This is a genomic window from Demequina iriomotensis (genome assembly GCF_000971395.1).
GTDB classification, from domain to species: domain Bacteria; phylum Actinomycetota; class Actinomycetes; order Actinomycetales; family Demequinaceae; genus Demequina; species Demequina iriomotensis.
On record NZ_BBME01000015.1, the window covers coordinates 175,245 to 198,796 of the forward strand.

The 23,552-nt window shown below is 71.7% G+C and carries 21 protein-coding genes and 1 pseudogene; 13 read left to right on the forward strand and 9 right to left on the reverse strand.

Annotated elements, in window-relative coordinates; all coding sequences use genetic code 11:
• Nucleotides 1-45: 45 nt before the first annotated feature.
• Both AOM09_RS10675 and hpaD read right to left on the reverse strand, forming a co-directional pair.
• Nucleotides 46-735, reverse strand: a pseudogene (locus AOM09_RS10675) (RraA family protein); the annotation flags it as partial.
• 20 nt (nucleotides 736-755) lie between these two features.
• Nucleotides 756-1,754 (reverse strand): 3,4-dihydroxyphenylacetate 2,3-dioxygenase, encoded by a 999-nt coding sequence (hpaD, locus tag AOM09_RS10680; RefSeq protein WP_062388033.1) that lies wholly within the window; start codon nucleotides 1,752-1,754, stop codon nucleotides 756-758.
• A 128-nt stretch (nucleotides 1,755-1,882) separates the two neighbouring features.
• Between hpaD and AOM09_RS10685 the strand changes: the two genes are divergently transcribed.
• Together AOM09_RS10685 and AOM09_RS10690 are read left to right on the forward strand one after the other, a co-directional pair.
• Nucleotides 1,883-2,803 carry a LysR family transcriptional regulator gene (locus AOM09_RS10685; protein WP_062388034.1) on the forward strand — a complete coding sequence of 307 codons (921 nt, stop codon included), beginning with the start codon at nucleotides 1,883-1,885 and terminating at the stop codon, nucleotides 2,801-2,803.
• 103 nt (nucleotides 2,804-2,906) lie between these two features.
• Nucleotides 2,907-3,560 carry a GntR family transcriptional regulator gene (locus AOM09_RS10690; protein WP_228375121.1) on the forward strand — a complete coding sequence of 218 codons (654 nt, stop codon included), beginning with the start codon at nucleotides 2,907-2,909 and terminating at the stop codon, nucleotides 3,558-3,560.
• A 126-nt stretch (nucleotides 3,561-3,686) separates the two neighbouring features.
• On the opposite strand, the gene AOM09_RS10695 is transcribed toward AOM09_RS10690, so the two are convergent.
• From AOM09_RS10695 to AOM09_RS10720, 6 genes are all read right to left on the reverse strand, one after another.
• Complete coding sequence (locus tag AOM09_RS10695; RefSeq protein ID WP_062388036.1) at nucleotides 3,687-4,745, reverse strand: hypothetical protein; 1,059 nt, start codon at nucleotides 4,743-4,745, stop codon at nucleotides 3,687-3,689.
• A gap of 235 nt (nucleotides 4,746-4,980) precedes the next feature.
• Nucleotides 4,981-6,276, reverse strand: a complete 1,296-nt coding sequence (locus AOM09_RS10700) for a DUF3500 domain-containing protein (protein WP_062388037.1) — start codon at nucleotides 6,274-6,276, stop codon at nucleotides 4,981-4,983.
• Nucleotides 6,273-7,916 carry a sugar ABC transporter ATP-binding protein gene (locus tag AOM09_RS10705; protein WP_062388138.1) on the reverse strand — a complete coding sequence of 548 codons (1,644 nt, stop codon included), beginning with the start codon at nucleotides 7,914-7,916 and terminating at the stop codon, nucleotides 6,273-6,275. Before AOM09_RS10705 ends, AOM09_RS10700 begins: the two co-directional genes overlap by 4 nt.
• Entirely contained in the window at nucleotides 7,913-9,103 is a 1,191-nt protein-coding gene (locus AOM09_RS10710; RefSeq protein ID WP_062388040.1) for a sugar ABC transporter substrate-binding protein, read from the reverse strand. Before AOM09_RS10710 ends, AOM09_RS10705 begins: the two co-directional genes overlap by 4 nt.
• Nucleotides 9,104-9,192: 89 nt before the next feature.
• Nucleotides 9,193-10,239 (reverse strand): ABC transporter permease, encoded by a 1,047-nt coding sequence (locus tag AOM09_RS10715; protein WP_082099042.1) that lies wholly within the window; start codon nucleotides 10,237-10,239, stop codon nucleotides 9,193-9,195.
• Nucleotides 10,240-10,549: 310 nt separating this feature from the next.
• Nucleotides 10,550-11,596: an amidohydrolase family protein gene (locus AOM09_RS10720; RefSeq protein WP_062388043.1), complete on the reverse strand. Its 1,047-nt coding sequence runs from the start codon at nucleotides 11,594-11,596 to the stop codon at nucleotides 10,550-10,552.
• A gap of 299 nt (nucleotides 11,597-11,895) precedes the next feature.
• Between AOM09_RS10720 and AOM09_RS10725 the strand changes: the two genes are divergently transcribed.
• The 9 genes from AOM09_RS10725 to AOM09_RS10765 all read left to right on the forward strand — a co-directional run bounded on the left by AOM09_RS10725 (nucleotide 11,896) and on the right by AOM09_RS10765 (nucleotide 19,945).
• A complete protein-coding gene (locus AOM09_RS10725) occupies nucleotides 11,896-12,423 on the forward strand; it encodes a MarR family winged helix-turn-helix transcriptional regulator (RefSeq protein ID WP_062388045.1) in 528 nt (175 codons plus the stop codon).
• 251 nt (nucleotides 12,424-12,674) lie between these two features.
• Nucleotides 12,675-13,445: a dienelactone hydrolase family protein gene (locus AOM09_RS10730; protein ID WP_062388048.1), complete on the forward strand. Its 771-nt coding sequence runs from the start codon at nucleotides 12,675-12,677 to the stop codon at nucleotides 13,443-13,445.
• A gap of 36 nt (nucleotides 13,446-13,481) precedes the next feature.
• Complete coding sequence (locus AOM09_RS10735; RefSeq protein WP_062388051.1) at nucleotides 13,482-14,783, forward strand: FAD-dependent monooxygenase; 1,302 nt, start codon at nucleotides 13,482-13,484, stop codon at nucleotides 14,781-14,783.
• The gene (locus AOM09_RS10740) at nucleotides 14,783-15,565 is read left to right on the forward strand and encodes an SDR family oxidoreductase (protein WP_062388053.1); all 783 of its coding nucleotides are present in this window, start codon (nucleotides 14,783-14,785) and stop codon (nucleotides 15,563-15,565) included. The genes AOM09_RS10735 and AOM09_RS10740 overlap by 1 nt, the downstream gene beginning before the upstream one ends.
• Entirely contained in the window at nucleotides 15,562-15,996 is a 435-nt protein-coding gene (locus tag AOM09_RS10745) for a nuclear transport factor 2 family protein (protein WP_062388056.1), read from the forward strand. Before AOM09_RS10740 ends, AOM09_RS10745 begins: the two co-directional genes overlap by 4 nt.
• Before the next feature lie 3 nt (nucleotides 15,997-15,999).
• Nucleotides 16,000-16,860 (forward strand): fumarylacetoacetate hydrolase family protein, encoded by an 861-nt coding sequence (locus tag AOM09_RS10750; protein ID WP_062388058.1) that lies wholly within the window; start codon nucleotides 16,000-16,002, stop codon nucleotides 16,858-16,860.
• 12 nt (nucleotides 16,861-16,872) lie between these two features.
• Entirely contained in the window at nucleotides 16,873-17,259 is a 387-nt protein-coding gene (locus tag AOM09_RS10755; protein ID WP_062388061.1) for a RidA family protein, read from the forward strand.
• Nucleotides 17,260-17,264: 5 nt separating this feature from the next.
• The gene (locus tag AOM09_RS10760; RefSeq protein WP_169747651.1) at nucleotides 17,265-18,476 is read left to right on the forward strand and encodes a Bcr/CflA family efflux MFS transporter; all 1,212 of its coding nucleotides are present in this window, start codon (nucleotides 17,265-17,267) and stop codon (nucleotides 18,474-18,476) included.
• A complete protein-coding gene (locus AOM09_RS10765) occupies nucleotides 18,473-19,945 on the forward strand; it encodes an NAD-dependent succinate-semialdehyde dehydrogenase (protein ID WP_062388067.1) in 1,473 nt (490 codons plus the stop codon). The genes AOM09_RS10760 and AOM09_RS10765 overlap by 4 nt, the downstream gene beginning before the upstream one ends.
• A 132-nt stretch (nucleotides 19,946-20,077) precedes the next feature.
• Here the strand turns inward: AOM09_RS10765 and AOM09_RS10770 are convergent, their stop codons facing one another.
• Nucleotides 20,078-21,109, reverse strand: coding sequence for a glycoside hydrolase family 43 protein (locus AOM09_RS10770; protein WP_228375122.1), 1,032 nt, complete (start codon nucleotides 21,107-21,109; stop codon nucleotides 20,078-20,080).
• A gap of 148 nt (nucleotides 21,110-21,257) precedes the next feature.
• On the opposite strand from AOM09_RS10770, the gene AOM09_RS10775 reads away from it, so the two are divergent.
• Both AOM09_RS10775 and AOM09_RS10780 read left to right on the forward strand, forming a co-directional pair.
• Nucleotides 21,258-22,907 carry a DUF389 domain-containing protein gene (locus AOM09_RS10775; protein WP_062388069.1) on the forward strand — a complete coding sequence of 550 codons (1,650 nt, stop codon included), beginning with the start codon at nucleotides 21,258-21,260 and terminating at the stop codon, nucleotides 22,905-22,907.
• 41 nt (nucleotides 22,908-22,948) lie between these two features.
• Nucleotides 22,949-23,488: an AAA family ATPase gene (locus AOM09_RS10780; RefSeq protein ID WP_062388072.1), complete on the forward strand. Its 540-nt coding sequence runs from the start codon at nucleotides 22,949-22,951 to the stop codon at nucleotides 23,486-23,488.
• Nucleotides 23,489-23,552 lie beyond the last annotated feature (64 nt).

The following is a 23,552-nucleotide window of genomic DNA, read 5'->3' on the forward strand; positions in this document are numbered from 1 at the left end:
GTCCTCGCCCGCCGCCCCCTATCCCGTCGCCGGCCATGAGGGGGGTCACCCGTCGAGGCCGGCCTCGTAGCGGTCGCGCCACTCCTGGCTCATGGGGAAGAGGCCCTCGAGCGGATGCCCCTCAGCAACGCGCTCGGCGATCCACGCGTCCTCCTCCTCCTGAGCCAGGGCGGCGTCGACCACCTCCGCGGCGATCGACGGCGGGATCACGACCACGCCGTCGGTGTCGCCGACGATGATGTCGCCGGGCAGCACCGTCGCGCCGCCGCAGGCGACCGCGACATCGTGCTCCCACGGCACGTGCAGGCGGCCGAGCACCGCCGGGTGAGCGCCGGCGGCGAAGACGGGCACGCCCACCGCCGCCACCGCATCGTGATCCCGCACGCCGCCGTCGGTCACGATGCCAGCGGCGCCGCGCGCGAAGGCGCGCAGCGCGAGGATGTCGCCGAGCGTGCCCGAGCCCGCCAGCCCGCGCGCCTCGATCACGATGACCTCGCCCGCGTCGACGGCGTCGAACAGCCGCTTCTGCGCGTTCTGGCCGCCGCCATGCGAGGCGAACAGGTCGGGACGATGCGGCACGTACCTAAGCGTGCGGGCGGTGCCGATCAGCTTGCCCGCGCCGGGCAGCGCGCGCACGCCGTCGATGTGGATGGACTCGTAGCCGCGCTTGCGCAGCTGCGCGGACAGGCCCGCGACGGGCGCCTTCTCGAGGCGCTCGCGCAGGGAGGGAGACAGCGTCGTCATGCGGGGCCCCATCAGTGAATGGCCAGGTAATCCTCGAGCGTATCGGGCGTGGCCGTGAGCATGGGCTCGGTGACCACCTCGCCCGGGAACTCGCTCGCCTCGAAGAACCACCGACGCGAGGCCGGCATCCCCCACTGCTGCGCGCGGCGCGGGTCGGAGACGTCCCACCGGATGGGCTGATCCTCGAGGTCGATGAACTGGTAGTGCGTGGTGAACAGCTCGATGCGGTGCTGATCGGGGTCGCGCAGGTAGAGGAACAGCGCGTTGGAGATGCCGTGGCGGCCGGGGCCGCGGTCGATCTCCTGGCCGAAGCCGCGCGCTCCCGCGACGTCCGCCGCGTGGATGATGTGGGTCGCGTCCGGCACGGTGTAGGCGAAGTGGTGCAGGCGCGGGCCGCGGCCGTTGGTGAACACCAGGTCATGCGTGTTGCCCTTGACCTCCATCCAGGAGCCCCACAGCTCGTCGGTGCCGTCCTTCGCGGTGTACTCCGACATGCGCATGCCGAGGCCGGTCCAGAAGTCGGTCGCCTCCTGCACGTCGTAGGTGACCACCTGGTAGTGGTCGAGGCGCTGCGGGGCGCCCGCGACGAACTCGTCGAACGCCGCCATCTTGCGCTCGACCAGGCTCATCTCGGAGGTGACCTCCATGAGCGTGCCGACGGGATCGCGGAAGCGCAGCGTCGGGCCCTGGTGGTCGACCTCGACCCGCTCGTGCTCGATGCCGACCGCCTTGAAGTACCTCTCCGCGTTCAGCACATCGCTCTCGCGCTTCACCCGCAGCCCCACGCGGTGGGCCTTCGCCTCGGGGGTCCACTCGAGCACGAGCGAGTGGTGCGCCGCCTCCTCGAGGCCGCGCATGTAGATCGCGGTGTCCGTCTCCTCGGTCACCACGAGGCCGACGGTGTCGCGGTAGAAGTCGCGGCTCTTCTCGAGGTCGGTGCAGCCCATCCGCACGTGGCTCGCACGCGTGATCTCGAACGGGGCGTCCTCGTTGGTGCTGGGGAGGGTCATGACGGGTCCTTACGTGTCGGCGTTGACCCGTCCAGGATGACGATGCGCGCCGCGCCTGGGAACTACCGTTTCCCTTCGCGCGGTATAGGTCTGGCATATGGCAGGCCTGGCGCGATAGCCTCAGCGCTATGGAGCTGCGCCACCTCAGGTACTTCGCGGCGGTGGTCGAGGCCGGCTCGCTCACGTCCGCGGCCCAGGCGCTGCACATGTCGCAGCCTCCGCTGTCGGTCGCGATCCAGAAGCTCGAGGCCGAGGTCGGCGTGCCGCTGCTCACCCGCACCCCGCGCGGCGTGGAGCCCACGAGCGCGGGGCGGTTCCTGCTCGACCAGTCCGCGCGGGTGCTGGGCGATGTGGACGACATGGTCGCGGCGCTCGCGCGCTTCGGCGCCGGTACCGCGGGCGCGCTCACCATGGCGGCCGTGCCCGCGCTGCTGTGGCACCGCGTCCCCCGCCTGCTGCGCGCCTACGCCGAGGTCGCCCCGGAGGTCGAGATCCGCCTGGTGGACCCGCCGCCGTGGACCGCGATCGACATGATCCAGCAGCGCAAGGCGGACCTCGCCGCGATCATGGTCGCCGACGCGGACCGCTTCGCGCGCCGCCACCGCGGCGTGCTCGACATCGTCGACTGGGGCGAGGTCCCCCTGGTCGCCGCGCTCCCGCCGGGAGAGGACGATGCGCCGGACCCCCTCCCCCTCGCATCGTTCGACGGCGCGACCGTGGTGATGCCCCGCGGCACCGCGGCGGTGCCGAGCCTGCCGGAGGCCGTGGCCGGCGCGTTCCGACGCCACGGCGTCAGCCCCGCGCGGATCCGCACGGTCGAGACCATCCAGACGTCGGTGCCGCTCGTGGAGGCGGGAATCGCGCGCGCCGTGCTCCCCGACCCCGACCGCGCGAGCCTCGCGCGCTTCGATCTCACCCTGCGGCGCATCGTCCCCGAGCCCCGGCCGCTGCGGGCCCTGGTGCTCACCCGCGCGGGCGCCGGGAAGGACCCCGTGCTCGCGCGGCTGCTGACTGAGATAGCGGGGAATTCGCCGAAGGATCGGATGTGATGTGCGATACGATCGCCACTCGGGCGCTGCGCACGGGGAGAGCGGCGCGGCCGTCGCCCGTCGCGCTTCATCGTTGCAGCGGTAGGGAGGACCGGCAGTGGCCGTGAGCAAGGCTGACCAGGCGTACGACATCCTCAAGCATCGGATCATGGACGGCGCCTACGGGCCGGGCCACCGGCTGGTCATCGACCAGCTCGCGCGCGAGCACGGTATCTCGTCCGTGCCCTGGCGGGAGTCGCTGCGGCGCCTCGAGGCCGAGGGCTGGGTCGACATCGTCCCCAACGTCGGCGCCCTGGTGAAGACGTTCGACACGGACGCCTTCGAGCGCTCGATGCGCCTGCTCGCCCGCCTCGAGGGGCTCGCGACGGCGCTGTCGGCCGCTCACCTCGACGCCGACGACATCGCTGAGGCCCGGCGCGTCAACAAGGCCGCCGCCGACGCGCTCGCGAGCTTCGACACGATGCGCTTCGGCAAGCTCAACCGCGAGTTCCACGAGCTGCTGTGCTCGCGCTGCGGGGACGACCGCCTGGTCGACCTGGTCCACCACGAGTGGACGCGCATGGACGTGATCCGGCGCTCGGCGTTCTTCTACGCGCCGGGGCGCGCGCTCGCGTCGATCTCGGAGCACGACGCGATCCTCGACCTCATCGAGGGCGGCGCCGACCCGGAGATGATCGAGACCGCGGCGCGACGGCACGAGGTCAACAACCTCAACGCCATCAAGGAGTACGACCGCGAGCGCAACGAGGCCCGCTGACCTCGCGCCCCCAAGTTCGCTGCGCACGGTCTCAGGCGCGACACGCGGGCGAGGCGGCGGCTTGCGCCCCGATTCAGCGGCGCGTCGGAGCCCGGACCGTGCTGAGCGAACTCGGGGGAGGGCTCGCTACAACGCCTCCGACACCTCGCGGTGGAGCGCGAACAGGCCCGCCACGGCGTCGGCCGGCGCGCGACCGATGCCGCATTCCGTCGCCACGCCGAAGCCGCTCACCACGGACGATGCGGCCGCGATGCGGCGCTCCGCGCCCTCGACGCCGTCCTGGCGGTGGATGAGCCCGAGGAACAGCGCGGTCTCGGCGGGCAGCCGGAGCGAGGCGAGCGGCGCGAAGTAGGCCTCGTCGTCACGCTCGATCGGCACGGGCAGGTGGATCCAGTCGATGCGGCGGTCGACGTCCTCGACCAGATTCTGGGCGAAGCGCACCAGGAAGCCCGCGTCGGTGGGCTCGACGTAGTGCTTCTCGCCGATGTCGCCGTAGCAGAGGTGATAGCCGAGCGCCACGGCGGACGGCACCTGCGCCGCCTGGCGCGCGGACCGGACCGCGAGCGCGCCGAGCACGTCCTCGCCGAACCAGCCGCGGTCCGTCGAGCCGCGGTAGCCCGCACCCTCGAGGTAGCCGAACTCGAGCGCGTTGTCCCACTGGATCGCGAGCCTCTCGTGCGGGATCGCCTCGAGGATCTGCGCAAGCTCCTTGAACAGCGCGCGCTCGTACACCGGCTCGAAGCGCGCCCGGTCGGCGGCGCGCACCATCGAGCCGACCACGCCCACCGGCGTCGGCAGCGACACCTGGAAGCGCGTGGTCGCGGGGATGACGCCCTCGTCCTGGAGGCGCGCGAACACCGCCCACGAGGATAGCGCGGCCTCCGCGTAGCCCAGCGGCGCGAGCTCGAGCGCGTCAAGGTCGAGGTCCTCGGGCACCGTGATCTTCCGGATGTCGAGCGTGCCGACCATGATCGGATGGTCGCCCTCGCGGCCCAGGCCCGGCGTCTGCGCGAGGCGGTCGGGCTGGAACGCGACCCAGTGGAAGCGCTCGCCCACCTCGCCGTCGGGGATCCGCGCGAGGCGGTCGCCCAGCTCCGCGGCGGCGGTGCGCATCACGGTGTCGGCATCGGGCAGGTTGATGGAGCCGACGAGGTGAGCGCCGTGGGGGCGGGGGACGGCGATCATGAGTCTCTCTTCTCTCGGGGGACACGGTGCGCGACGCATCAGTCTGGCACCGTCCGCCGGTCTCCCCGACGCTCCGCCGCCGCCCCACGACCCCGCGCGCACCGCATCGTGCGAATCCGGGCGCCCAGCGCCCGCCCCCTCGTGACAGCACCAACGGATCTCGGGCCGACACGCCGGGCGGAACCGGCGCATCGCCCGCCTCACCGGCGTGTCGCGGCCAACTCCGTTGTCAGTGTCAGGTGAGGCGGGCCTGGCGGATGAACGCCTTGCCGTAGTCGTTGCCGTGCGGCAGGCGCAGCGTGGTGTGGACGTGGAAGCGCTGCGGCACCCGGTTCGACAGCCACACCCCCGCGTGGTGGTCGAGCTCGCCCAGGAAGGACGGCCCGTGGATGCGCAGGTAGAACGGCTGCGATCCGTCGGTCGCGCCGTACCAGGCGAGGTGGGTGTCCGCGAGGTGGCGCTCGACGTCCGCGAGCGCGAGCGCCCGCTGATCGTCGGGAAGCAACAGGAGGAAGTCCCCGACGATCCCGCGCAGCAGCGCGCGCTGCGCCGTCGACAGACGGTCCGCACGGAGCCCCTCGTACGGGACGATGCGGTTGTCGCGGAACGCGCCGGCGACGTGGCGCTCGTCGGCGGGGTGGAGACGCCCCTCGGGCATCGCGGGGTCGAGCACCGAGGCGTACACGACCGCCTCGGACCGCTGCGCGTCGGTGAGCGACGAGGCCAGCGACACCGCGAGCGCCTCACGGTCCGCGAACAGCGGCGGCCGGGCCCCGTCGGACAGCGCCGGCTCGGCACCGATGAACACCGGGGCGATCACCTCCCGCCCGCCCACGAACACCACGTTGAGCGCGAGGTGGTGGCCGAACAGCTGCCAGCCCCACGCATCGTCCACCGACGGCGTGCCGTACAGCGCGATCCAGTAGGAGCGATCGTTCATGAGGGTCGGCAGCCCGGTGAGCTCGCCGAGGTAGCCGTTGAGCCCCATGGCCTCCCGCGCCCGCGCGTAGCCGGGCGCGCTCAGCGAGGCCTCGACGAGCGCGAGGGCGGCGCGCACCGCGGGCTCGGGCAGCTCCTCGAGCCGCAGCCCGACGCGGTGGATGACGAACTCCGGGTTGGACCACGCGCGCCACTGCGGCGCGTCGAGCGGGTACGAGACCGCGGCGCGCGCCTCGTCCCCGAGCACGGCGAGCAGCGACTCCGCCGCGGCGACCGGGGCCGCCGGGTTGGGCCGCGCGTCGCCGAGCGCCCAGACGTCGTCGCGGACCTCGCCGCCGGTGGTGATGCCGGCGAAGGGCTCCTCGTAGAGCGCCTGCCAGTCGCCCAGCAGGGCCTGGACGAAGTCGGGCTCGCGCTTGCGGCGCGAGAACTCCTCGTACCCGAGCCCGCGCCACGGCGCGAGGGTCGACGACTCGAGCTCGTAGAGGAAGTCGCGGTAGGTGCGCGCGGTGAGCGTCACGGCCTCCTCGCGCGCGGTGACCCGCGCCGAGGAGAACGAGCCGTCGAGGTCGCGGTCCTGCTCGGTGGTCATGCGTGCCCCTCGGACGCTGCGCCGGAGGGCCGAGGCGCACCGGCGCCGTGCCCGCGGGGGCGCAGCTGCGCCCGTGAACCGCCCGCGTAGATCGCCTCGACGATGTCGTCGGGCGAGCACGGGCCCGCGAGCTCACGCGCGATCCGTCCCTCCTCGAAGACGAGCACGCGATCGCACAGGAGCGCCAGCTCGTTCTCATCCGAGCCAGCGACGAGGACGTGCAGCCCGGTCTCCGCCATCGCGTGGATCGCCTCGACGATCGTGTGGCGCGCTCCCACATCGACGGCCTGCGTGGGCTCGTGAAGCAGCAGGAAGGTCGGGTCGGTGGCGAGCCACTTCGCGATGAACACCTTCTGCTGGTTGCCGCCCGAGTACGTGTTCACGAGGGCGTGCGGCTTGCGCGGCACCACGCCGAGCTTGTCGAACCACTCCCCCACCAGCGCGAGCTCGTTGGCGCGCGACACGGGGGCGAGCGGTGAGCCGGCGCGGGCGGTCTGCGCGAACGCGATGTTCTCGGCCACCGACTCGTGCATCGCGAGGCCCGAGTGCTCACGCCCCTCGGGCACGAGCGCGATGCCGGCGTCGATCGCGGCGACGGAGTCGAGCCCCGCAAGCGCGAGCCGACCGCTCGGCAGGACCACCGCGCCCGCCTCCGCACGGCTCGCGCCGGCAAGGAGGTAGGGAAGGTCGTCGTAGCCGGAGCCGCCGAGCCCGGTGAGGCCCACGATCTCCCCGCGTCGGACGGTGAACGAGACGTCACGGACGGCGAGACCCGTGACGCCGTCGACCGCGATGCTCGGCGTGTCCGGACCCAGCTCGAGGTGCTCCCGGGCGTCGAGGTCGCCCAGGTTGCGTCCCAGGATCAGCGAGGTGAGCTCCGCCTCGGTCATGTCGCCGACCTCGCGGCCGGACACGACGGAGCGGCCGTCGCGCAGGATGGTCACGCGGTCGGCCGCGCCGACCACCTCCTCGAGACGGTGCGTGATCATCAGCACCGAGGTGCCGGTCGCGACGATCTCGTCGAGGATCGCGAAGAAGTGCTCGAGCGACCGGCGGCTCAGCGCGCGGGTCGACTCGTCGAAGACGATGAGCCCCGTGCCTGGGGTCGCATCCTGGAGGGCGCGCGCGATGGCGACCGTCGCGCGGTCCTCCTCGAGCAGCGAGCCCACGGGCGCGTGGAGGGGTACGCGGCGACCGATGCGGGCGAACACCGCCTCCGCCTCCTGGCGTTCGCGCTCCCAATCGATACGGCGCGTGAAACGGGAACCACGCAGACGACCGACGCGCATGTTCTCCAACACCGAGAACTCGTCGACCAGGCCCAGGCTCTGGTGCACCACCGCCATGCCGTGGGCGCGCGACTCCTGCGGCAGCACCGGAAGGTCGAGCGCGCGTCCGTCGATCTCCACCGACGCGCCCGGGTCGGGGGTGTAGATCCCCGTGAGGATCTTCGCGACGGTCGACTTGCCGGAGCCGTTCTGCCCGACGAGCGCGTGGAGCTCGCCCGGTGCGACCTCGAGGCGCACATCGGTGAGGACGCGGTTGTCCCCGAAGGTCTTGTTCAGCGACGCCACGCGCAGGCGCGGCGCCGGAGGCGCGGGCGTGACCGCCCGCGCCTCCTGGTGTTGTGCCACGGTCACGCCGCTCCCCACAGGGCCTTGAAGTCGTCCTTGAAGGTGGTGGGTCCGTACCACGAGCCGCTGGTCTCGCCCTCCTCGGAGAGGTCGACGTCGGCCATGCTGTCCGCGGTGAACAGTCGCACCGGGATGGTGTACTCCGGGAGCTCCAGACCGAGAGCGAGACGCATGGACGCGTCCGCGTAGACCCAGCCGTGGAACGCGGAGGCCTGGCCGGCCGCGACCTGGAGGCTGCCGCCCTGCAGCGCCTGGAGCGCGCCGAGCTGGGCCGAGCCCGTCATCAGGGTCACGTCCGTGGTCTTGCCCGCCGTGGTGATGCCCTGCTGCGTGGGCTGGAGGAACTGAGCGAACTGCGCGACCACGTAGTCGACATCCGGGTCCTTGAGCAGCGCCGCGGAGGTGGACGACGGGACCAGGTCGAAGCTGGCCGACGTGACCTCGTTGATGGTCGTGGTGCAGCCGGGGCACGTACCCTCGAGCGCGCCGATCGCCGCCTTCATGTAGAGGCCGGGCGTCATACCGTCCGCGGTCTGGTTGATGAGGATGTCCGCGTCGCCGCCGGAGTCCTCACCCGCCCACTGCAGGAGCATGGTCGACATCTGCTCGCCGGCGCCCTCGACGTACGCGAGCGTCTCGTCCGCGGGCGCCTCGGGGTAGGGCTTCTGGTTGCCCACGATGACCGGGATGCCCGCGGCCCTCGCGTCGTCATAGGCCTGGGAGACCATGGCGTACGAGATCGCGTCGCCGATGATCGCCATCGCGTCGGCGTTGACGGCCTGCGTGATGCACTTGCCGATCTCGGTCGGGTTGCCCTGACCGTTGCACGTCTGGACGTTGATCCCCACGGACTCGAGCGCCTCGGTGACCTGAGGGCCGGTGATCGCGAACTGCGGCGACTGCTGCGTGATCGGGATGTAGTAGACGGTCTTGCCCTCGAGCGAGCTCGCGTCGATCGGCTCCTCAGGAAGCGGGTAGGCATCCATCGGGGCCATGTACTCGGCGAGCGCCGAGGTGGGCGCGGCCGGCTCCGACGTCGCCGTCGTGGGCTCCGCTGCGGAGGAGCCGGAGGTCTCCGCGCCGGGGTCGGTGTCGGACGCGCACGCTGCGAGCGAGAGGGTGGCGATCGCGAGCGCGCTCGCCACACCCATGCCGCGCAGGCGGCGGGCGGAGGTGAGAACCGGGGACTTCATCGGTGGTACTCCTTCTTGACTACGTTGACAATCAGGACTGCGGTGGTGCGTCGTGGATGATGGTGGACGGTGACGCGGTGGTCGCGCCCTCAGCGGGCCCTGCGGGACAGGACCGTCGAGATGGTGACGGCGATCACCAGGACGCCTCCGTAGAAGACGGAGGACACCCACGAGGTGCCGCCGAGCAGCTGGAGCCCGAGCACACCCGTCGCGAGGAAGTACACCGCGATGAGCGTGCCGAGCGGGTTGAAGCGACCGGGCTGCAGGATCGCGGTGCCGAGGAACGTGGCAGCGAACATGGGCAGCAGGTAGCTGTGGGAGACCGAGGGGTCGTAGCCGCCCGACGCCGCGGCCGTGAGCACGCCGCCCACGCCCGCGATCGCACCGCCCGCGACGAACGCGAGGAAGCGGATCCGGGTGACGGGCACACCGGCGAGGCGGCTGACCTCGCGGTTGGCGCCGACGAAGCGCATGTTGCGACCGAGCGGCGTGAACGCGAGCAGGTACGCGAACGCGAGCATCAGGATGAGGCCCAGGTAGAAGCTCACGGGCAGGCCCAGGATCTTGTAGAGCGCGATCTGCGAGAACTCTCGGGGCAGACCGGCGACGGGCACCAGGTTGCTCGACCACAGCGCGATGCCGGTGATGAAGGTGCCCATGCCGAGCGTGACGACGATGGTGTTGACCCCCACCTTCACCACGAGCCACGCGTTCAGCACCCCCACCGCGGTGGCGGCGACGACGGCGGCGACGGCCGCGAGCCACACGTTCCACCCGTGGTTGACGGTGAGCACCGGCACCAGGATCGCCGCGAGCCCAAAGTTCGAGGCGAGGGACATGTCGACGAACTCGCCGACGATGATGGTGCACAGGAGCGCCGCCGCGAGGAAGACGAGCGCCTGCTGGCTGCCGAGGATCGTCGCGAACGTGCCGGCGTTGAGGAAGGTGTCCGGCAGGAGCGCGCCGTACAGCGCGATCATGAGCGCCCACACGATGATCACCGCGTAGCGCGCGACCCCGCTGCCGCCGGTGAGCCACGACGGAAGCGCGCGTTTGGTGGTGTTCTCCGCGTGGGTCGCGGCGGCCGCGGCGACGTCCGCGCCGCGGGGCGTCTCGGTGGTCGAGGTGTCGGTCATGCTGGGAAAGCTCCGTTCGTCGCGTCGTTGCGAACTGTGCGCACCGCGATGTGCGCCTGGCCTGCCGGAGGGTTCCGGAGGAGTGACCCCCGAAACCCCACACGGCCTCGTGTGCGAAATCGTATAGGGAATGGAGAGGGATGACTAGAGCCGATCAAGGGACCAAGGTCCCGATTCGGCAAAGACCCGGTCGCCGCCCTGACAGTGCGCACGGATTCGGTCACGACACGCCGGACGCAGCCGGCGCATCGTCCCAGATCCACGGCGTGTTGCTGCGAGATCCGTGCGCACTGTCGGGGCGGGCGGGACATCAGACCGGCAGGTTGAACATCTTCTTGGCGTTGCCGAAGAGGATCGCCTCGCGGTCCGCGTCGGAGATGTCGAGCTCGTCCTTCACGAACGAGACCCCCTGGCTCATCCAGGAGTAGAACACCGGGAAGCTCGACCCGAACATGTAGTGGTCCGCGCCGTTGATCCGCAGCGCGGCCTCGACCTGCTCCTTGCCCCACGAGTGCGGGTGGGTCATGTCGAAGAAGATGTTGTTCTCGAGGTACCTCTTGATCGCCTCGCCGCCCGTGGGGTCGAGCCGCTGCATCGCCTCGGCCTTCGGGGGACGATGCGGCGTCAGCAGGGCAGTGTTGGCGAACCAGTTGCCACCGAACATCGTGTGCGTGAACTTGAGGTTCGGGAACCTGTCGAACATCCCCGAGAACAGCTCGCGGCCCACGGCCGTGGCCTGGTCCTGGATGCGGCCGAACTCACGGCGGAAGTTCGTGTAGTCGATGATCGAGCGCCACTCCACCGGCAGCGGGGTGTGGTGGACGATGACCGGCACGTCGAGGTCGTCGATGACGGAGAGGTACTCCTCGAAGGCCTCGTCGTCCAGGTAGAGCTGCCCGTAGTGGCACGCGAGCTGGACCGCGACGGCGCCGTTGTCGAGGCAGCGCTTGAGCTCGTCGATGTTGGCCTGACCGCCCCACGGCGGCACGCACGCGGTCGAGAACAGCCGGCCGCCCGATTTCGCGACGATCTCGTGGGCGTTGTCGTTGACCGCCTTGCAGGTGTCGAGCCGGAGCCACTCCTGCCACACGGGCACGCGCATGATGCCGTAGTCGACGCCGGCCTCGTCCATGGCGCGGAGCTTGGCGTCGACGGAGTAGTCGCCCTCGACGTAGTTGAGGTTCTGGTAGCCCTTGGGCTTCTCGAGGATGAGCTGCTTGCGGCCGTCCTCCATCTCCTTGACGGTCGCGATCTCCCCGAAGCCGCGCGGGGCGGTCGAGAGGAAGCCGTCGAGCATCGTCGGGTTGTCGAAGAGGTCCTCGGGCAGGTGGTGGATGTTGATATCGATGACAGGCATGTCGAGCCTTCTCTGTGCGGGGGATGGGGGGACGATGCGGTGCTTGCGCTCCCGCGCTCCTCACCCGGGCGGCGCGAGGTTCCGGCCGGGGTGCACCCGGCGCGCGGCCGCTGAGACGACTGATGCCACGGTGCCCTCCATCGGGCCCGAGGCGGAGACCGCGCCGATGCGGCCCCCTCCCCCGGGGTGCGGCCATGGTAGCCACAGTAGTTAAGCAAGGTAAAGCACTTTGATGAAGAGACCTTCATCATCCGGCGGAGGCCCTGCTAGCGTGCGCGGGAGAGTTCGAGGAGGAACCCATGGAGCAGGACGCGGATCTCGCGCGGCTCGCGGAGGCGACCGCCTTCGCCGAGACGATGGCCTCGCTGTGGGCGCTCAGCACCTACATCTCGCGCACCACGTCCGCGCTGCCCACGCTCCCGCCGGCGCAGGCGAGCGCGCTCCGCCGCATCGTCGCCGCCGGGTCCGCGGGCGTCACCCCCAGCGACCTCGCGGCCGCGATGGGGGTCTCGCGCGCCATGGTGAGCGACCACATCCGCAAGCTGCAGGCCCACGGCCTCGTGGCGCGCCGGCGCGCGGACGGCGACGGCCGGTCCGCGATCGTCTCGGTCACCGCCCACGGCCTCGAGGTCCACCGATCGTTCCACTCCGGCCTCGCCCTGGCCGTCGCCGAGGCGTTCTCGACCCTGCCGCACGAGGACCTCGAGCGCATCACGCGCGCCGAGGAGTCCTTCACGCGGCTCAAGGAGCACCTCACCGCGATCGCCGACCGGGTCGGCGCCGCAGGCGAGGCGGCCGAGGGCCCGAGCGCGGCCCCGGCGAGCTAGCCGGCCCGGCAGGGCGGCTGGGCGGCGAGCCAGCCGACCCGGACAAGCCGGCCGGCGAGCCAGCCGGCCCAGCGAGCCAGCCCGCCCGAGAACCGGGACCTCCACCCCATCACACTTGAAATCGTATGTGATATCGCCTACGGTGACTCCTACGTTCACGGTCGAGCGAAGCCTCGCCACCACGGTCCCCTCCCGCGCCCCGCGCCGGCGACCACGGCGGCGCGCGGCGCGCGGCCACGTCAGGAGGCCCGATGCAGACACCCGCGCCCGCGATGCTCGCCCGCGACATCGAGTACTCGCACCAGGGGACCCGCATGCTCGGGCGCCTGGTGGTGCCCGAGGCGCCCGCCGCGGACGGCCCGCTACCGTGCATCGTCCTCTTCCACGACGCCTTCGGGCTGACGGCGGACACGCTCGCGATCGCGGATCGGCTGGCCGGGCTCGGCGTCGCAGTGCTCGCCGCGGACGTGTGGGGCGATCGCCTCACGCCCGCGAGCGAGGAGGAGATCGGCCCGCTCATCGGCGGCATGGTCGCCGATCGGTCGCGATGGCACGGCCGCGTCACCGCCGCCCACGCCGCCGCGATCGCGCAGCCCGAGGTCGACCCGACGCGGGTGATCGCGATGGGGTACTGCTTCGGCGGCTCGAGCGCGCTCGAGCACCTGCGCACCGGTGGCGGCGTGAGGGCCGCGATCGCGATCCACCCGGGCCTCGACCTCCTGGTCCCCGGCTGGCAGTCGGCGCACTTCGGCAGCCGCGTGCTCCTGTGCATCGGCGCGGAGGACCCGATGGCCGACGCGGAGATGCGCGCGCGCCTCGAGGAGCAGATGACGGACGCCGGGATCGACTGGGAGCTCGACCTCTACAGCGGCACGCGGCACGCCTTCACCAGTCCCCAGGCTGCGCACTCCCCCATGCCCCATGTGGTCGCGTACCACCCGCGCAACGCCGCACGCGCCTGGGCGGCGACCACCCGATTCCTCACCGAGCTCATCGACGAGCTCCAGCCCATCACGGCCTGAGCGCCGTCCCCGCACCCCGGAACAGAAGAGGACACCATGGACATCGCCATCATCGGAGCTGGCCCCGCAGGTCTCGCCATGGCCCTGCGCCTGCACCAGCAGGGCTTCCGCCCGACCATCTACGAGACGGTGCAGGAGCTCAAGCCGCTCGGCGTGGGCATCGACGTCAAGGTGTACGGCACCAAGGAGCTCATCGAGCTGGGCGTGTACGACCGCTTCAAGGAGATGTCGGTCGATGCCGTCGACTCGATCTTCTTCAACAACCACGGCCAGGAGATCTACGCCGAGAAGTGCGGCGTGCACATGGGCTACGTCCACGAGCAGCGGTTCGTGCACCGCGGCTACCTGCAGATGATGCTGTTCGACGTGCTGTTCGAGCGCATGGGCGCCGCGACGGTGGTCCAGGGCGCACGACTGCTCGAGTACCGCAACATCGAGGGCGGGGTCGAGTTCGACCTCCAGCACGCCGACGGCACGGTCGAGACCAAGCGTGCCGACCTCCTCATCGCCGCCGACGGCATCAAGTCGGTCGCGCGCAAGCAGATGTTCCCGCACCAGGCCGAGCCGCACTACTCCGGGATCACCATGTACCGCGGCACCACGCTCATGGAGCCGTTCCGCGACGGTCACACCATCCTCCACATCGGCGCCCCGCAGATCGCGTCCATGATCGTCTACCCGATCGCCGAGAACTTCGAGGGCACCGGCAAGGTGCTGGTCAACTGGGTGGTCGAGCGGGAGCGCGACGAGACGGTCGAGGACTGGAACCAGGTCGGCTCGGTCGACGAGATCCTGCCCCTCTTCGATACGGTCAAGATCCCGTTCCTCGACGTCCAGCAGATGCTCCGCGACAACCGCGAGGTCTACCTGTTCCCGCTGATCCGCCACGACCCGCTCGACACCTGGCACGATGGCCGCGTGGTGCTCATCGGCGACGCCGCGCACGCGATGTACCCGCGCGGTGGCAACGGCGCGTGCCAGGCCATCGTGGACGGTGGCGCGCTCGCGTCCCGGCTCGCGACCATGTCCGTCGAGGATGCGCTCGTGGACTTCGAGGCCGCCCGCCTGCCCCAGGTCAACGGCATGGTGATGGCGCACCGCGGCGAGGGCTACGAGGTCATCCGCCGCATGGTCGCCGAGCGCACCGGCTGCGAGTCCTTCGAGGACATCGAGGACGTGCTGCCGCTCGAGGAGGCCGACGCGATCTTCTCGAAGTACCACGCGATGGTCGGCCAGCCCCGTCCCGGCTTCGAGGCGGGCGAGACCACAGGCTTCCGCACGTGGCTCGTGGACGATGCGCCGGTGGGGGACGGCGCCGTCGAGGGGGTCACCGCCTGATGGACCTCGGCATCTCCGGCCGCACCGCGCTGGTCGCCGCCTCCTCGCAGGGGCTCGGCCTCGCGTGCGCGACCTCGCTCGCGCGCGAGGGGGTGCACGTGACGCTCAACGGACGGGACGATGCGCGGCTCGCCGCCGCCGCATCGTCCCTCCGGGCGGCGGTGCCGGGGGCGAGCGTGGACCGGGTGGCCGCCGACCTCACCACCGCGGAGGGCATCGCGGCCATCGTGGCCGCCGTGCCCGACGCGGACATCCTGGTGACCAACAACGCGGGGCCCCGCCCGGGGCCGTACGACGAATGGGACGCCGCGGCGCTCCACGGCGCGCTCGCGCAGAACTCGGTCCCGGCGGTCGAGCTGATGCGCGCCTACCTGCCGGGCATGCGCGCGCGACGCTTCGGGCGCATCGTCCACATCACGTCCGCGATGGTCAAGAGCCCGGCCGCGGACATGGGGCTGTCCGCGTCGGCCCGCGCGGCGCTCACCGCGGTATCGAAGTCGATCTCCAAGGAGGTCGCGCCCGACAACGTCACGGTGAACCACCTGCTCCCCGAGCGCATCGACACCCCGCGCCAGGAGTTCATGGCACGGCGGCGCATGGAGCGCGACGGCATCACGCGCGAGCAGGCGTACGCCGCGATCGCCTCGACGGTCACCGCCCGCCGCCTGGGCCGCCCCGAGGAGCTCGGGGACGCGTGCGCGTTCCTCTGCTCCGTGCAGGCGGGTTACATCACCGGGCAGAACCTGCAGCTCGACGGCGGCACCTACGAAGGATTGATATGACGGATGCAACCCCCGCCTCGCCGGAGATCCGGGCGGAGCTGCTCGCCCTCGAGGAGCGCCGCCGCCGGGCCCTCATCGACGTCGACCTGGACACGCTCGGCGACCTCTACGACGACGCCCTCGTGCACATCCACGCGCCCGGGCTGGTGCACTCCAAAGAGATGCTGCTCGAGCACACCGCGACGCGCCGGCCGTACCTCGACATGTGGCGGGGCGACCTCGAGATCCGCGTGCTCGGCGACGTCGCGATCATGACGGGGCTGCTCACCAACCGACTGCGCAACCCCGATGGCACCTCCCGCGAGATGACGGGCCAGGTCACCCAGGTGATCCGCCGCTGCGACGACGGCGCGTGGCGCTACCTCAGCTTCCAGATGACGCCCCTGACCGAGCAGGTCTGGGGCACCCTCCCCTCCGAGACGAAGGACTGACCCATGAAGCTTGCCCGCTACCGCATCGGCGACGGCGCCGTCCGCCTGGGTCGCGTGGATGATGCGACGGTCACCGAGATCTCCGGCGTCGCTGGCATCGGCGCCTCCCTGCGCGAGATCCTGCCCCGGCTGAGCGAGCTGCGCGAGGCGATCGAGGCGGCCGCCGGCGACACCCACCCGCTGGCGGAGGTGACCCTGCTGGCCCCGATCGACGAGCCGCAGAAGTACCTCGGCATCGGCATGAACTACAAGGAGCACGCCGAGGAGGCGCGGCAGGCCGGGATCCCGATCCCCACCAGCCAGCTGTGGTTCAACAAGCAGACCTCGTGCCTCACGGGTCCGTACTCGCCCATCGAGAAGCCCATCGTGTCCGACGCGCTCGACTACGAGGTCGAGCTCGCCGTCGTTATCGGCAAGCGGTGCCGCCACGTGGGCGCGGCGGACGCGCGCTCGGTGATCGCGGGCTACATGGTCGCGAACGACGTCTCGGTGCGCGACTGGCTGCAGAAGCGCTCCCCCACGTTCACGCTCGGCAAGTCCTTCGACACGCACGGCCCGATCGGCCCGTGGCTCACCACGGACGACGAGGTCGCGAACCCCCTCGACCTGCGCATGACGCTCACGGTCAACGGGGAGACGCGCCAGGACTGGCGGACCGACGACATGATCTACGACATCTACGAGCAGATCGCCTACCTGTCGCAGGTGATGACGCTCATGCCGGGCGACATCCTCGCGACCGGCACGCCGGCGGGCATCGGCGCGCCGACCGGGAGCTGGCTGCGGGTCGGCGACGTGGTGCGGGCGGAGATCGACGGCCTGGGGTTCATCGAGAACACCGTGGTCGCCGAGCCGGCACTGTAGGAGGCTGACCTCATGCGCCGCCGCCAGAGCATCGACCTGCAGGGGTTCTCCCACGCGAACCCGATCCCGGCCGCGAGCCGCATCGGCCCGCACCTCTACTCCGGTGTGCTGACGGGCCGCGACCCCGGGACCCGGGAGATGCCGGTCTCGCTCGAGGCGCAGTGCGTCAACGTGTTCATGCAGGTGCGCTCCCTCATGGCGGCGGCGGGCGGCCAGCTCGACGACATCGTGAAGATGACGTTCTGGCTGGCCGACTACCGCGACCGCGACGCGCTCAACCGCGAGTGGGTCGCGATGTTCCCCGACCCCGACGACAGGCCGGCGCGGCAGTCGATGGCGGCGACGCTCGACGGCGGCTGCCTCATCCAATGCGACCTGGTCGCGATCCTCGAGGAGTGACGTCGGTGCACACCTCGGCACCGCCGATGGCGCGGGTGCTGCCCGTCCTGGCGACGCTCACCGCGCTCGCCCCGCTCTCGGTCGACATCTACACGCCGTCGCTGCCGGCGGTGCAGGAGGAGCTGGGCGGCTCGGACTCGCTCACCCAGGGCGGCGTCACGCTGTTCCTGCTGGGGGTCGGCCTGGGTCAGCTCGTCTGGGGGCCGCTCTCGGATCGCCTCGGCCGGCGTCCGGTGGTGCTGCTCGGCGTCGCCGGCTGGACCCTCGCGTCGGGCCTGGACGCGCTCGCCGCCGGGCCGGAGATGCTCGTCGCGGTGCGCGCCCTCGCCGGCCTGTGCGGCGCGGCGGGCATCGTGGTCGCCCGCAGCATCGTGCGCGACCTGTCCTCGGACACGCACGCCATGGCCTCTCGCATCGGCTTCCTCGCGATGGTGACGTCGATCGCGCCGGTGATCGCGCCGCTGCTCGGCGCCGCGATCGCGGGCGCGTGGGGCTGGCGCGCGGACTTCGTGGTGCTCGCCGCGCTCGGCGGCGTGCTGCTCCTGGTGTTCGCCCTGACCGTCCCCGAGACCCTGCCGCCCGCCCGGCGCTCCGCCGGCGGCGTCCGCGCCGTGACCGGGGGCCTCACGCGCGCGGCGCGCGACCGCGAGGTGGCGGGCGCCGCGCTCGCGCTCGGCGCGCACGCGTTCGGCTTCTACGCGTACATCGCCACCGCCTCGTTCATCGTGGAGCGCGAGCTCGGCCGCTCCGCCACGGCGTTCGCCGTGGTGTTCGGCACCAACGCCGTGGCCGTGCTGCTCGCGAACATGACGTTCCGGCGGCTGGTGCGCCGCCGTCACCCCGCGGGCCCGCTGGGCTGGGGACTCGCGATCAGCGCGGCGAGCGGCGTGCTGCTGTGGGCCGCCGCGTCGCTCGGCGCCCCCGAGGCGCTGTGGTGGCTCGCGTCCATGGCCTTCGCCGCCGGCACCGGCCTGGTGCTGCCCGGCGCGCACTCGTGGGGCCAGGCCACCGCGGTCGCCTCGGGCGCGGCCTCGGCGCTGACCGGGTCCGCGCAGTTCCTCGGCGGCGTGGCCGGCTCGCCCCTCACCGGGCTCGTCGGCCCCACGGCCGCGCACCTCGGGATCGTCATCGCCGTCGCCTCGGGCGTCGCCGTCGCCGTCTGGGCGGCGGCGCGCCCCGCATCGTCCCTCCAGCCCTCCGTGAAAGGACACCCATGACCCTCACCGTCGAGGAGACCCTGCTCTCCCGCGTCCCCGACGCGCTGCTCATCGGGGGCCGGTGGCGCCCGGCATCCGGCGGGGAGACCCTGCTGGTCCGCGATCCGGCCACCGGTGCGGTGATCAAGGAGATCGCCTCGGCCTCCGTCGAGGACGGCCGCGCGGCGCTCGACGCGGCGTGCGAGGCGTTCCCCTCGTGGGCGGAGACGCCCGCGCGCGTCCGCGGCGAGGTGCTGCGGCGCGCGTTCGACCTGCTCATGGAGCGCAAGGAGGAGTTCGCGCTGCTCATGAGCCTCGAGATGGGCAAGACGCTCGCCGAGGCGCGCGGCGAGGTCGCGTACGGCGGCGAGTTCCTGCGCTGGTTCGCCGAGGAGGCGGTGCGGGTGTCCGGTCGGTACGCGCCCAGCCCCGAGGGTCACGGCAGGATGATCGTCACGCAGCACCCGGTGGGCCCGTGCTACCTCATCACCCCCTGGAACTTCCCGCTCGCGATGGCGACACGGAAGATCGCCCCGGCGCTCGCCGCGGGCTGCACCGTGGTGATCAAGCCCGCCGAGCTCACGCCCCTCACGACGCTGCTGTTCGCGCGCCTGCTCGAGGACGCCGGGCTGCCGCCGGGCGTGGTGAACGTGCTGACCACGGCGCGGTCCGGCGCCGTGTCCGAGCCGATCATCCGGGACCCGCGCCTGCGCAAGCTGTCCTTCACCGGCTCGACGCCGGTGGGCGTGCGACTGCTCGAGCAGGCGGCCGGCGGAGTGCTGCGCACGTCCATGGAGCTGGGCGGCAACGCCCCGTTCGTCGTGTTCGACGATGCGGACCTCTCCGCGGCGGTGGACGGTGCGATGGCGGCGAAGTTCCGCAACATCGGCCAGGCGTGCACGGCGGCCAATCGGTTCCTCGTGCACTCGTCAGTTGTGGAGGAGTTCACACGGCGGGTGACCGCACGGGTCGCCGAACTGCGCGTGGGCCGCGGCGCCGACGATGGGGTCGAGATCGGGCCGCTCATCGACGACCGCGCGGTCGCGAAGGCCCGCGAGCTGGTGGCGGACGCCGTCGCGCGCGGCGCCTCGCTGCGCACCGGAGGTCACGCCATCGACGGCCCCGGCACGTTCTTCGAGCCGACCGTGGTCGCCGACGTCGCGCCGGGCTCGGACATCCTGAGCGAGGAGATCTTCGGACCCGTGCTGGCCATCGTGCCGTTCTCCTCGGAGGACGAGGCGGTCGCGCTCGCCAACGCCACCGAGTACGGCCTGGTGTCCTACGTCTACACGGAGTCGCTCGCGCGCGGGCAGCGCATGATCGAGCGCCTCGCCACCGGGATGATGGGGCTCAACATGGGCGTGGTGTCCAACGCGGCCGCGCCGTTCGGCGGCTGGAAGATGTCCGGCCTGGGCCGCGAGGGCGGAGCCGAGGGCATCCACGAGTACCTGCAGACCAAGTACACGCTCACCCCGAACCCCTTCGCCTGACCCTCCCGCCTCCCCACCCTGACAATGGCAACGGACCTGGTCCCGACACGCGGACGGAACCCGCGCATCGTGCCCTCCGGCGCGGCGTGTCGCCGCGAGATCCGTTGCCAGTGTCCGGAGGTGGTGGGGGTGCTACGCGGGCGCGACCTCGGTCATGCCCTCCGGCGGGAGGACGTCGATCGAGGTGGGCGCCGGGCGCGTGAGCGGGAGGGGCTTGCCCCACACCGGCTCGCCCGCGGCGTCGAACGGGAGCACCTGGGCGCAGGCCTGGCGGTTGGGCTCGTACAGCGGGTCACCCTCCAGCTCGACGTACGTGCGCGCGTGGAAGACCAGCACCGTCTCGCCGTGCTCGTCCTCCGTGAACGAGTTATGGCCGGGGCCGTAGATGCCGTTCTCGGGGGCGCTGGTGAACACGGGCGTCGGGCTCTTGGTCCAGCTCGCCGGGTCGAGAAGGTCCGCGTCAGCATCGGCGGTGAGTAGGCCCATCGCGTACTCCGGCCCCGTGCCGGAGGCCGAGTAGCTGAGGTACAGCCTGCCGTTCCTCTGCAGCACCGACGGGCCCTCGTTGACCCAGAAGCGGACGGTCTCCCAGTCGAGCTCCGGCCGCGTGAGCATCACCGCCGGCGTCGCGAGCGTCCACGGGTTCTCCATGCGCGCGATGTAGAGGTTCGAGTTGCCGCGGATCTCGAAGTCCTGCTGCGCCCACACGAGGTACTGGACCCCGTCCTTGACGAGGCTCGTGGCGTCGAGCGCGAAGGACTCCCAGCCCGTGTCGACCTGGCCGCGCTCCACCCACTCGCCCGTCATCGGGTCCTCGTCCGTGCACTCGAGCACGAACACGCGGTGACAGAACGTCTCGGCGGTGTCCGGCATGTCCGCGCGCGGGTGGTCGATGCCGGCGGCGGCGTAGTAGATGTACCAGGCGCCGTTCACGCGGTGGAGCTCGGGCGCCCAGATGAGGTTCGCCTGCGGACCCTCGAAGTGCTTGGTCCAGATGGTGACCTCGGGCGCGGTCTGCAGGTCCTCGAGCCGCTCCGCGCGGCGCAGGACGATGCGGTCGTACAACGGGTACGAGCCCGTGAAGTAGTACTGGCCCTCGTGGCGCAGGACGCACGGGTCGGCGCGCTGCAGCACGATCGGGTTGGGGATGGGGTCCTCGGACACGGACGGCCTCCTCGTCGTTGAGTCATGGTCAGTTTGCAACGTTGTAAAGAATGATACGACACTCCGGGCGACACGGGGCACGCCATGCGGCCCATCGCGCGCGCGGAGGCCGTCGCTGGCCCTACTCTGTGCCCGAGAGAAGGTGACGATGGACGGCGCATCCCACGAGGCGATCCCGCGGCTCCGCGACCAGACCAGGGACATCGTTCACGCCCTGGCGAACGGGGCGTCCCTGCGCGGCATCGTGCTGGTCGCCGCCGGCGGCGCGGTCCTCATGCTGCCCGGCGCCACCACGTGGCTGGTCCAGGCGATGGCCGTCGCGGGGCTGGGCGCGACGGCGCTCATGGACCTCTTCTACGCGGCCACCGGCCGGCGCTGGCTCGGCCGTCGGGTGAACCGCGTGCTCGCCGGGTTCCGCGGGCTCCTCACGCTCGCGTTCACGGCCCTGCTCGCGGTGTTCGCCTGGTGGGACCCGACCGGCGAGGCGCTCAGCCTCAGCGTGCTCGTCCTGGTCCTGGGCCTCTATGTCGCCGTGCGCGGGCTCATCGTGGTGGTGAGCGCCGCCGTGCGGCGCGGCCGGCCCGACCGCGTCACGCGGCTCGCGGGCGGAGGCGTGGCGCTCACGCTCGGCGTCCTCGCCTCGCAGTTCCCCCAGCAGGTGGCCAGCACCGCGATCGTCTCCTCGGCCGCCGTCGCGATCATCGTGGGCTTCGTGCTCATCGCCTGGGGCCTCAGGCGGGCCGAGTCCGGCAGCACGCTCGACCCCGCCCGCGCCTCGATCGGCGAGGTGCTGTGGGACTGGGTGCACCTGTCCGACGTGGGGGACGATGCGCGGGCCGTGCAGATCGAGGCGCTCTACTTCGAGAACCCCGGGCGGCTCTCGAAGATCGGCACCTGGTGGGTGATGCTCGTGCTGTCCGTCGCGATCGCGACGTACGCGATCCTCGCCGACTCGACCGCCGTGGTGATCGGCGCGATGCTGGTCGCCCCCCTGATGACGCCGATCGTGGCGCTCGCGGGCGCCGTGGTGAACGGCTGGACTCGTCGCGCCTTCCACTCGGCCGTCCTGGTCGGCAGCGGCATGACCGTCGCCGTGGTCCTCTCCTACGGACTGGCGGCGTGGTCCCCCGTGGCGATCACCTTCGCCACCAACTCGCAGATCACCTCGCGCGTGGCGCCGACGGTGGTGGACATGCTCGTCGCGATCGCGGCGGGCGCGGCGGGCGCCTTCGCGACGGTCAACACCCGGGTGTCCTCGTCGATCGCCGGCGTCGCGATCGCCGTTGCGCTCGTGCCGCCGCTCGCCGTGGTCGGGGTCAGCCTCAGCGCGGGACGCGTCGGCGACGCCGGCGGTGCGCTGCTGCTGTTCCTCACCAACTTCGTCGCGATCGTGCTCTCCGCCTGCGCGGTGTTCATCGGCACAGGGTTCGCGCGCGCCTCGGTGCTTCGTGCGGACCCGAAGCGCGTCCTCCTCACGCTCGCGCCGTTCGTCATCCTCGCGGGGCTGCTGCTTTTGCCGCTCATGCTCCGCACCGACGGCCAGCTCTCGACCTCGAGCGAGGAGCGGCTGGCGGAGAAGGCCGTGGAGGACTGGCTGGGCGAGGACACGGAGTTCGTCATCCAGAGCGTGAGCGTCACCAGCGACCAGATCCGCGTGGTCATCGAGGGCCCCGGCGAGCCGCCGCCCGCCGCGGATCTGCAGGCGGGCCTCACGGACCGGTCCGGCGACGCCCCTGCGCTCAGCCTCGTGGTGATCCCCGTGACGCTCACCGAGCTCCCCGCGGTGTCCGGGAGCTGATCCGCCGCCACCGCCCGCCTTCTCGCGTACCGTCATGAGGCATGCGGATCGTGGTCTCGGGCACGCACGCGAGCGGCAAGAGCACGCTCATCGCCGACTTCGCGCGCCTCCACCCCGGCTACGAGGTCCTCCCCGATCCGTACGAGGAGATGGCGTTCGACGCCTTCGACGAGCTCGATGCAGGCCTCTTCGCCACGCAGCTCGAGATCGCCGCCGCGCGGCTCGAGGAGCAGCCCGCGGGCGCCGACGTGATCGCGGAGCGGGGGCCCATGGACTTCGCCGCCTACCTCGAGGCGCTCGTCGGCCTCGGGCGCCGGGGGCGGTCGTCGACGATGCTCCGCACCGGGCTCGCACGATCCGACGCGATCCTCGCGCACGTCGACCTCTGGGTAGTGCTGCCGTTGTCCGCGGCCGATCGGATCCATGTGTCCGAGGACGAGGACCCCGAGCTGCGGGAGGCGATGAACGATGCGCTGCTCGAGCAGGCGGACGCGGCCTCCCTCACGGGTGCCGCGGTCCTCGAGCTCACGGGCAGCCCCGAGGAGCGCCTCGCTCGGCTCCGCCAGGCGACGGCGCCGTGACGCCCGGCATCATGCCTGAAAAAGCGAAAGGCCCCCGACATTGTCGGGGGCCTTTCTGAAAGAA

Excerpts from the sequence above, each read along its gene's own strand:
- AOM09_RS10700 (WP_062388037.1), bottom strand. The coding sequence starts at position 6,276 with ATGACCACCGAGCAGGACCGCGACCTCGACGGCTCGTTCTCCTCGGCG.
- AOM09_RS10745 (WP_062388056.1), top strand. The coding sequence starts at position 15,562 with ATGACGGATGCAACCCCCGCCTCGCCGGAGATCCGGGCGGAGCTGCTC.
- AOM09_RS10750 (WP_062388058.1), top strand. The coding sequence starts at position 16,000 with ATGAAGCTTGCCCGCTACCGCATCGGCGACGGCGCCGTCCGCCTGGGT.
- AOM09_RS10685 (WP_062388034.1), top strand. The coding sequence starts at position 1,883 with ATGGAGCTGCGCCACCTCAGGTACTTCGCGGCGGTGGTCGAGGCCGGC.
- AOM09_RS10730 (WP_062388048.1), top strand. The coding sequence starts at position 12,675 with ATGCAGACACCCGCGCCCGCGATGCTCGCCCGCGACATCGAGTACTCG.
- AOM09_RS10775 (WP_062388069.1), top strand. The coding sequence starts at position 21,258 with ATGGACGGCGCATCCCACGAGGCGATCCCGCGGCTCCGCGACCAGACC.
- hpaD (WP_062388033.1), bottom strand. The coding sequence starts at position 1,754 with ATGACCCTCCCCAGCACCAACGAGGACGCCCCGTTCGAGATCACGCGT.
- AOM09_RS10765 (WP_062388067.1), top strand. The coding sequence starts at position 18,473 with ATGACCCTCACCGTCGAGGAGACCCTGCTCTCCCGCGTCCCCGACGCG.
- AOM09_RS10695 (WP_062388036.1), bottom strand. The coding sequence starts at position 4,745 with ATGATCGCCGTCCCCCGCCCCCACGGCGCTCACCTCGTCGGCTCCATC.
- AOM09_RS10710 (WP_062388040.1), bottom strand. The coding sequence starts at position 9,103 with ATGAAGTCCCCGGTTCTCACCTCCGCCCGCCGCCTGCGCGGCATGGGT.
- AOM09_RS10735 (WP_062388051.1), top strand. The coding sequence starts at position 13,482 with ATGGACATCGCCATCATCGGAGCTGGCCCCGCAGGTCTCGCCATGGCC.
- AOM09_RS10715 (WP_082099042.1), bottom strand. The coding sequence starts at position 10,239 with ATGACCGACACCTCGACCACCGAGACGCCCCGCGGCGCGGACGTCGCC.
- AOM09_RS10755 (WP_062388061.1), top strand. The coding sequence starts at position 16,873 with ATGCGCCGCCGCCAGAGCATCGACCTGCAGGGGTTCTCCCACGCGAAC.
- AOM09_RS10725 (WP_062388045.1), top strand. The coding sequence starts at position 11,896 with ATGGAGCAGGACGCGGATCTCGCGCGGCTCGCGGAGGCGACCGCCTTC.
- AOM09_RS10720 (WP_062388043.1), bottom strand. The coding sequence starts at position 11,596 with ATGCCTGTCATCGATATCAACATCCACCACCTGCCCGAGGACCTCTTC.
- AOM09_RS10740 (WP_062388053.1), top strand. The coding sequence starts at position 14,783 with ATGGACCTCGGCATCTCCGGCCGCACCGCGCTGGTCGCCGCCTCCTCG.
- AOM09_RS10780 (WP_062388072.1), top strand. The coding sequence starts at position 22,949 with ATGCGGATCGTGGTCTCGGGCACGCACGCGAGCGGCAAGAGCACGCTC.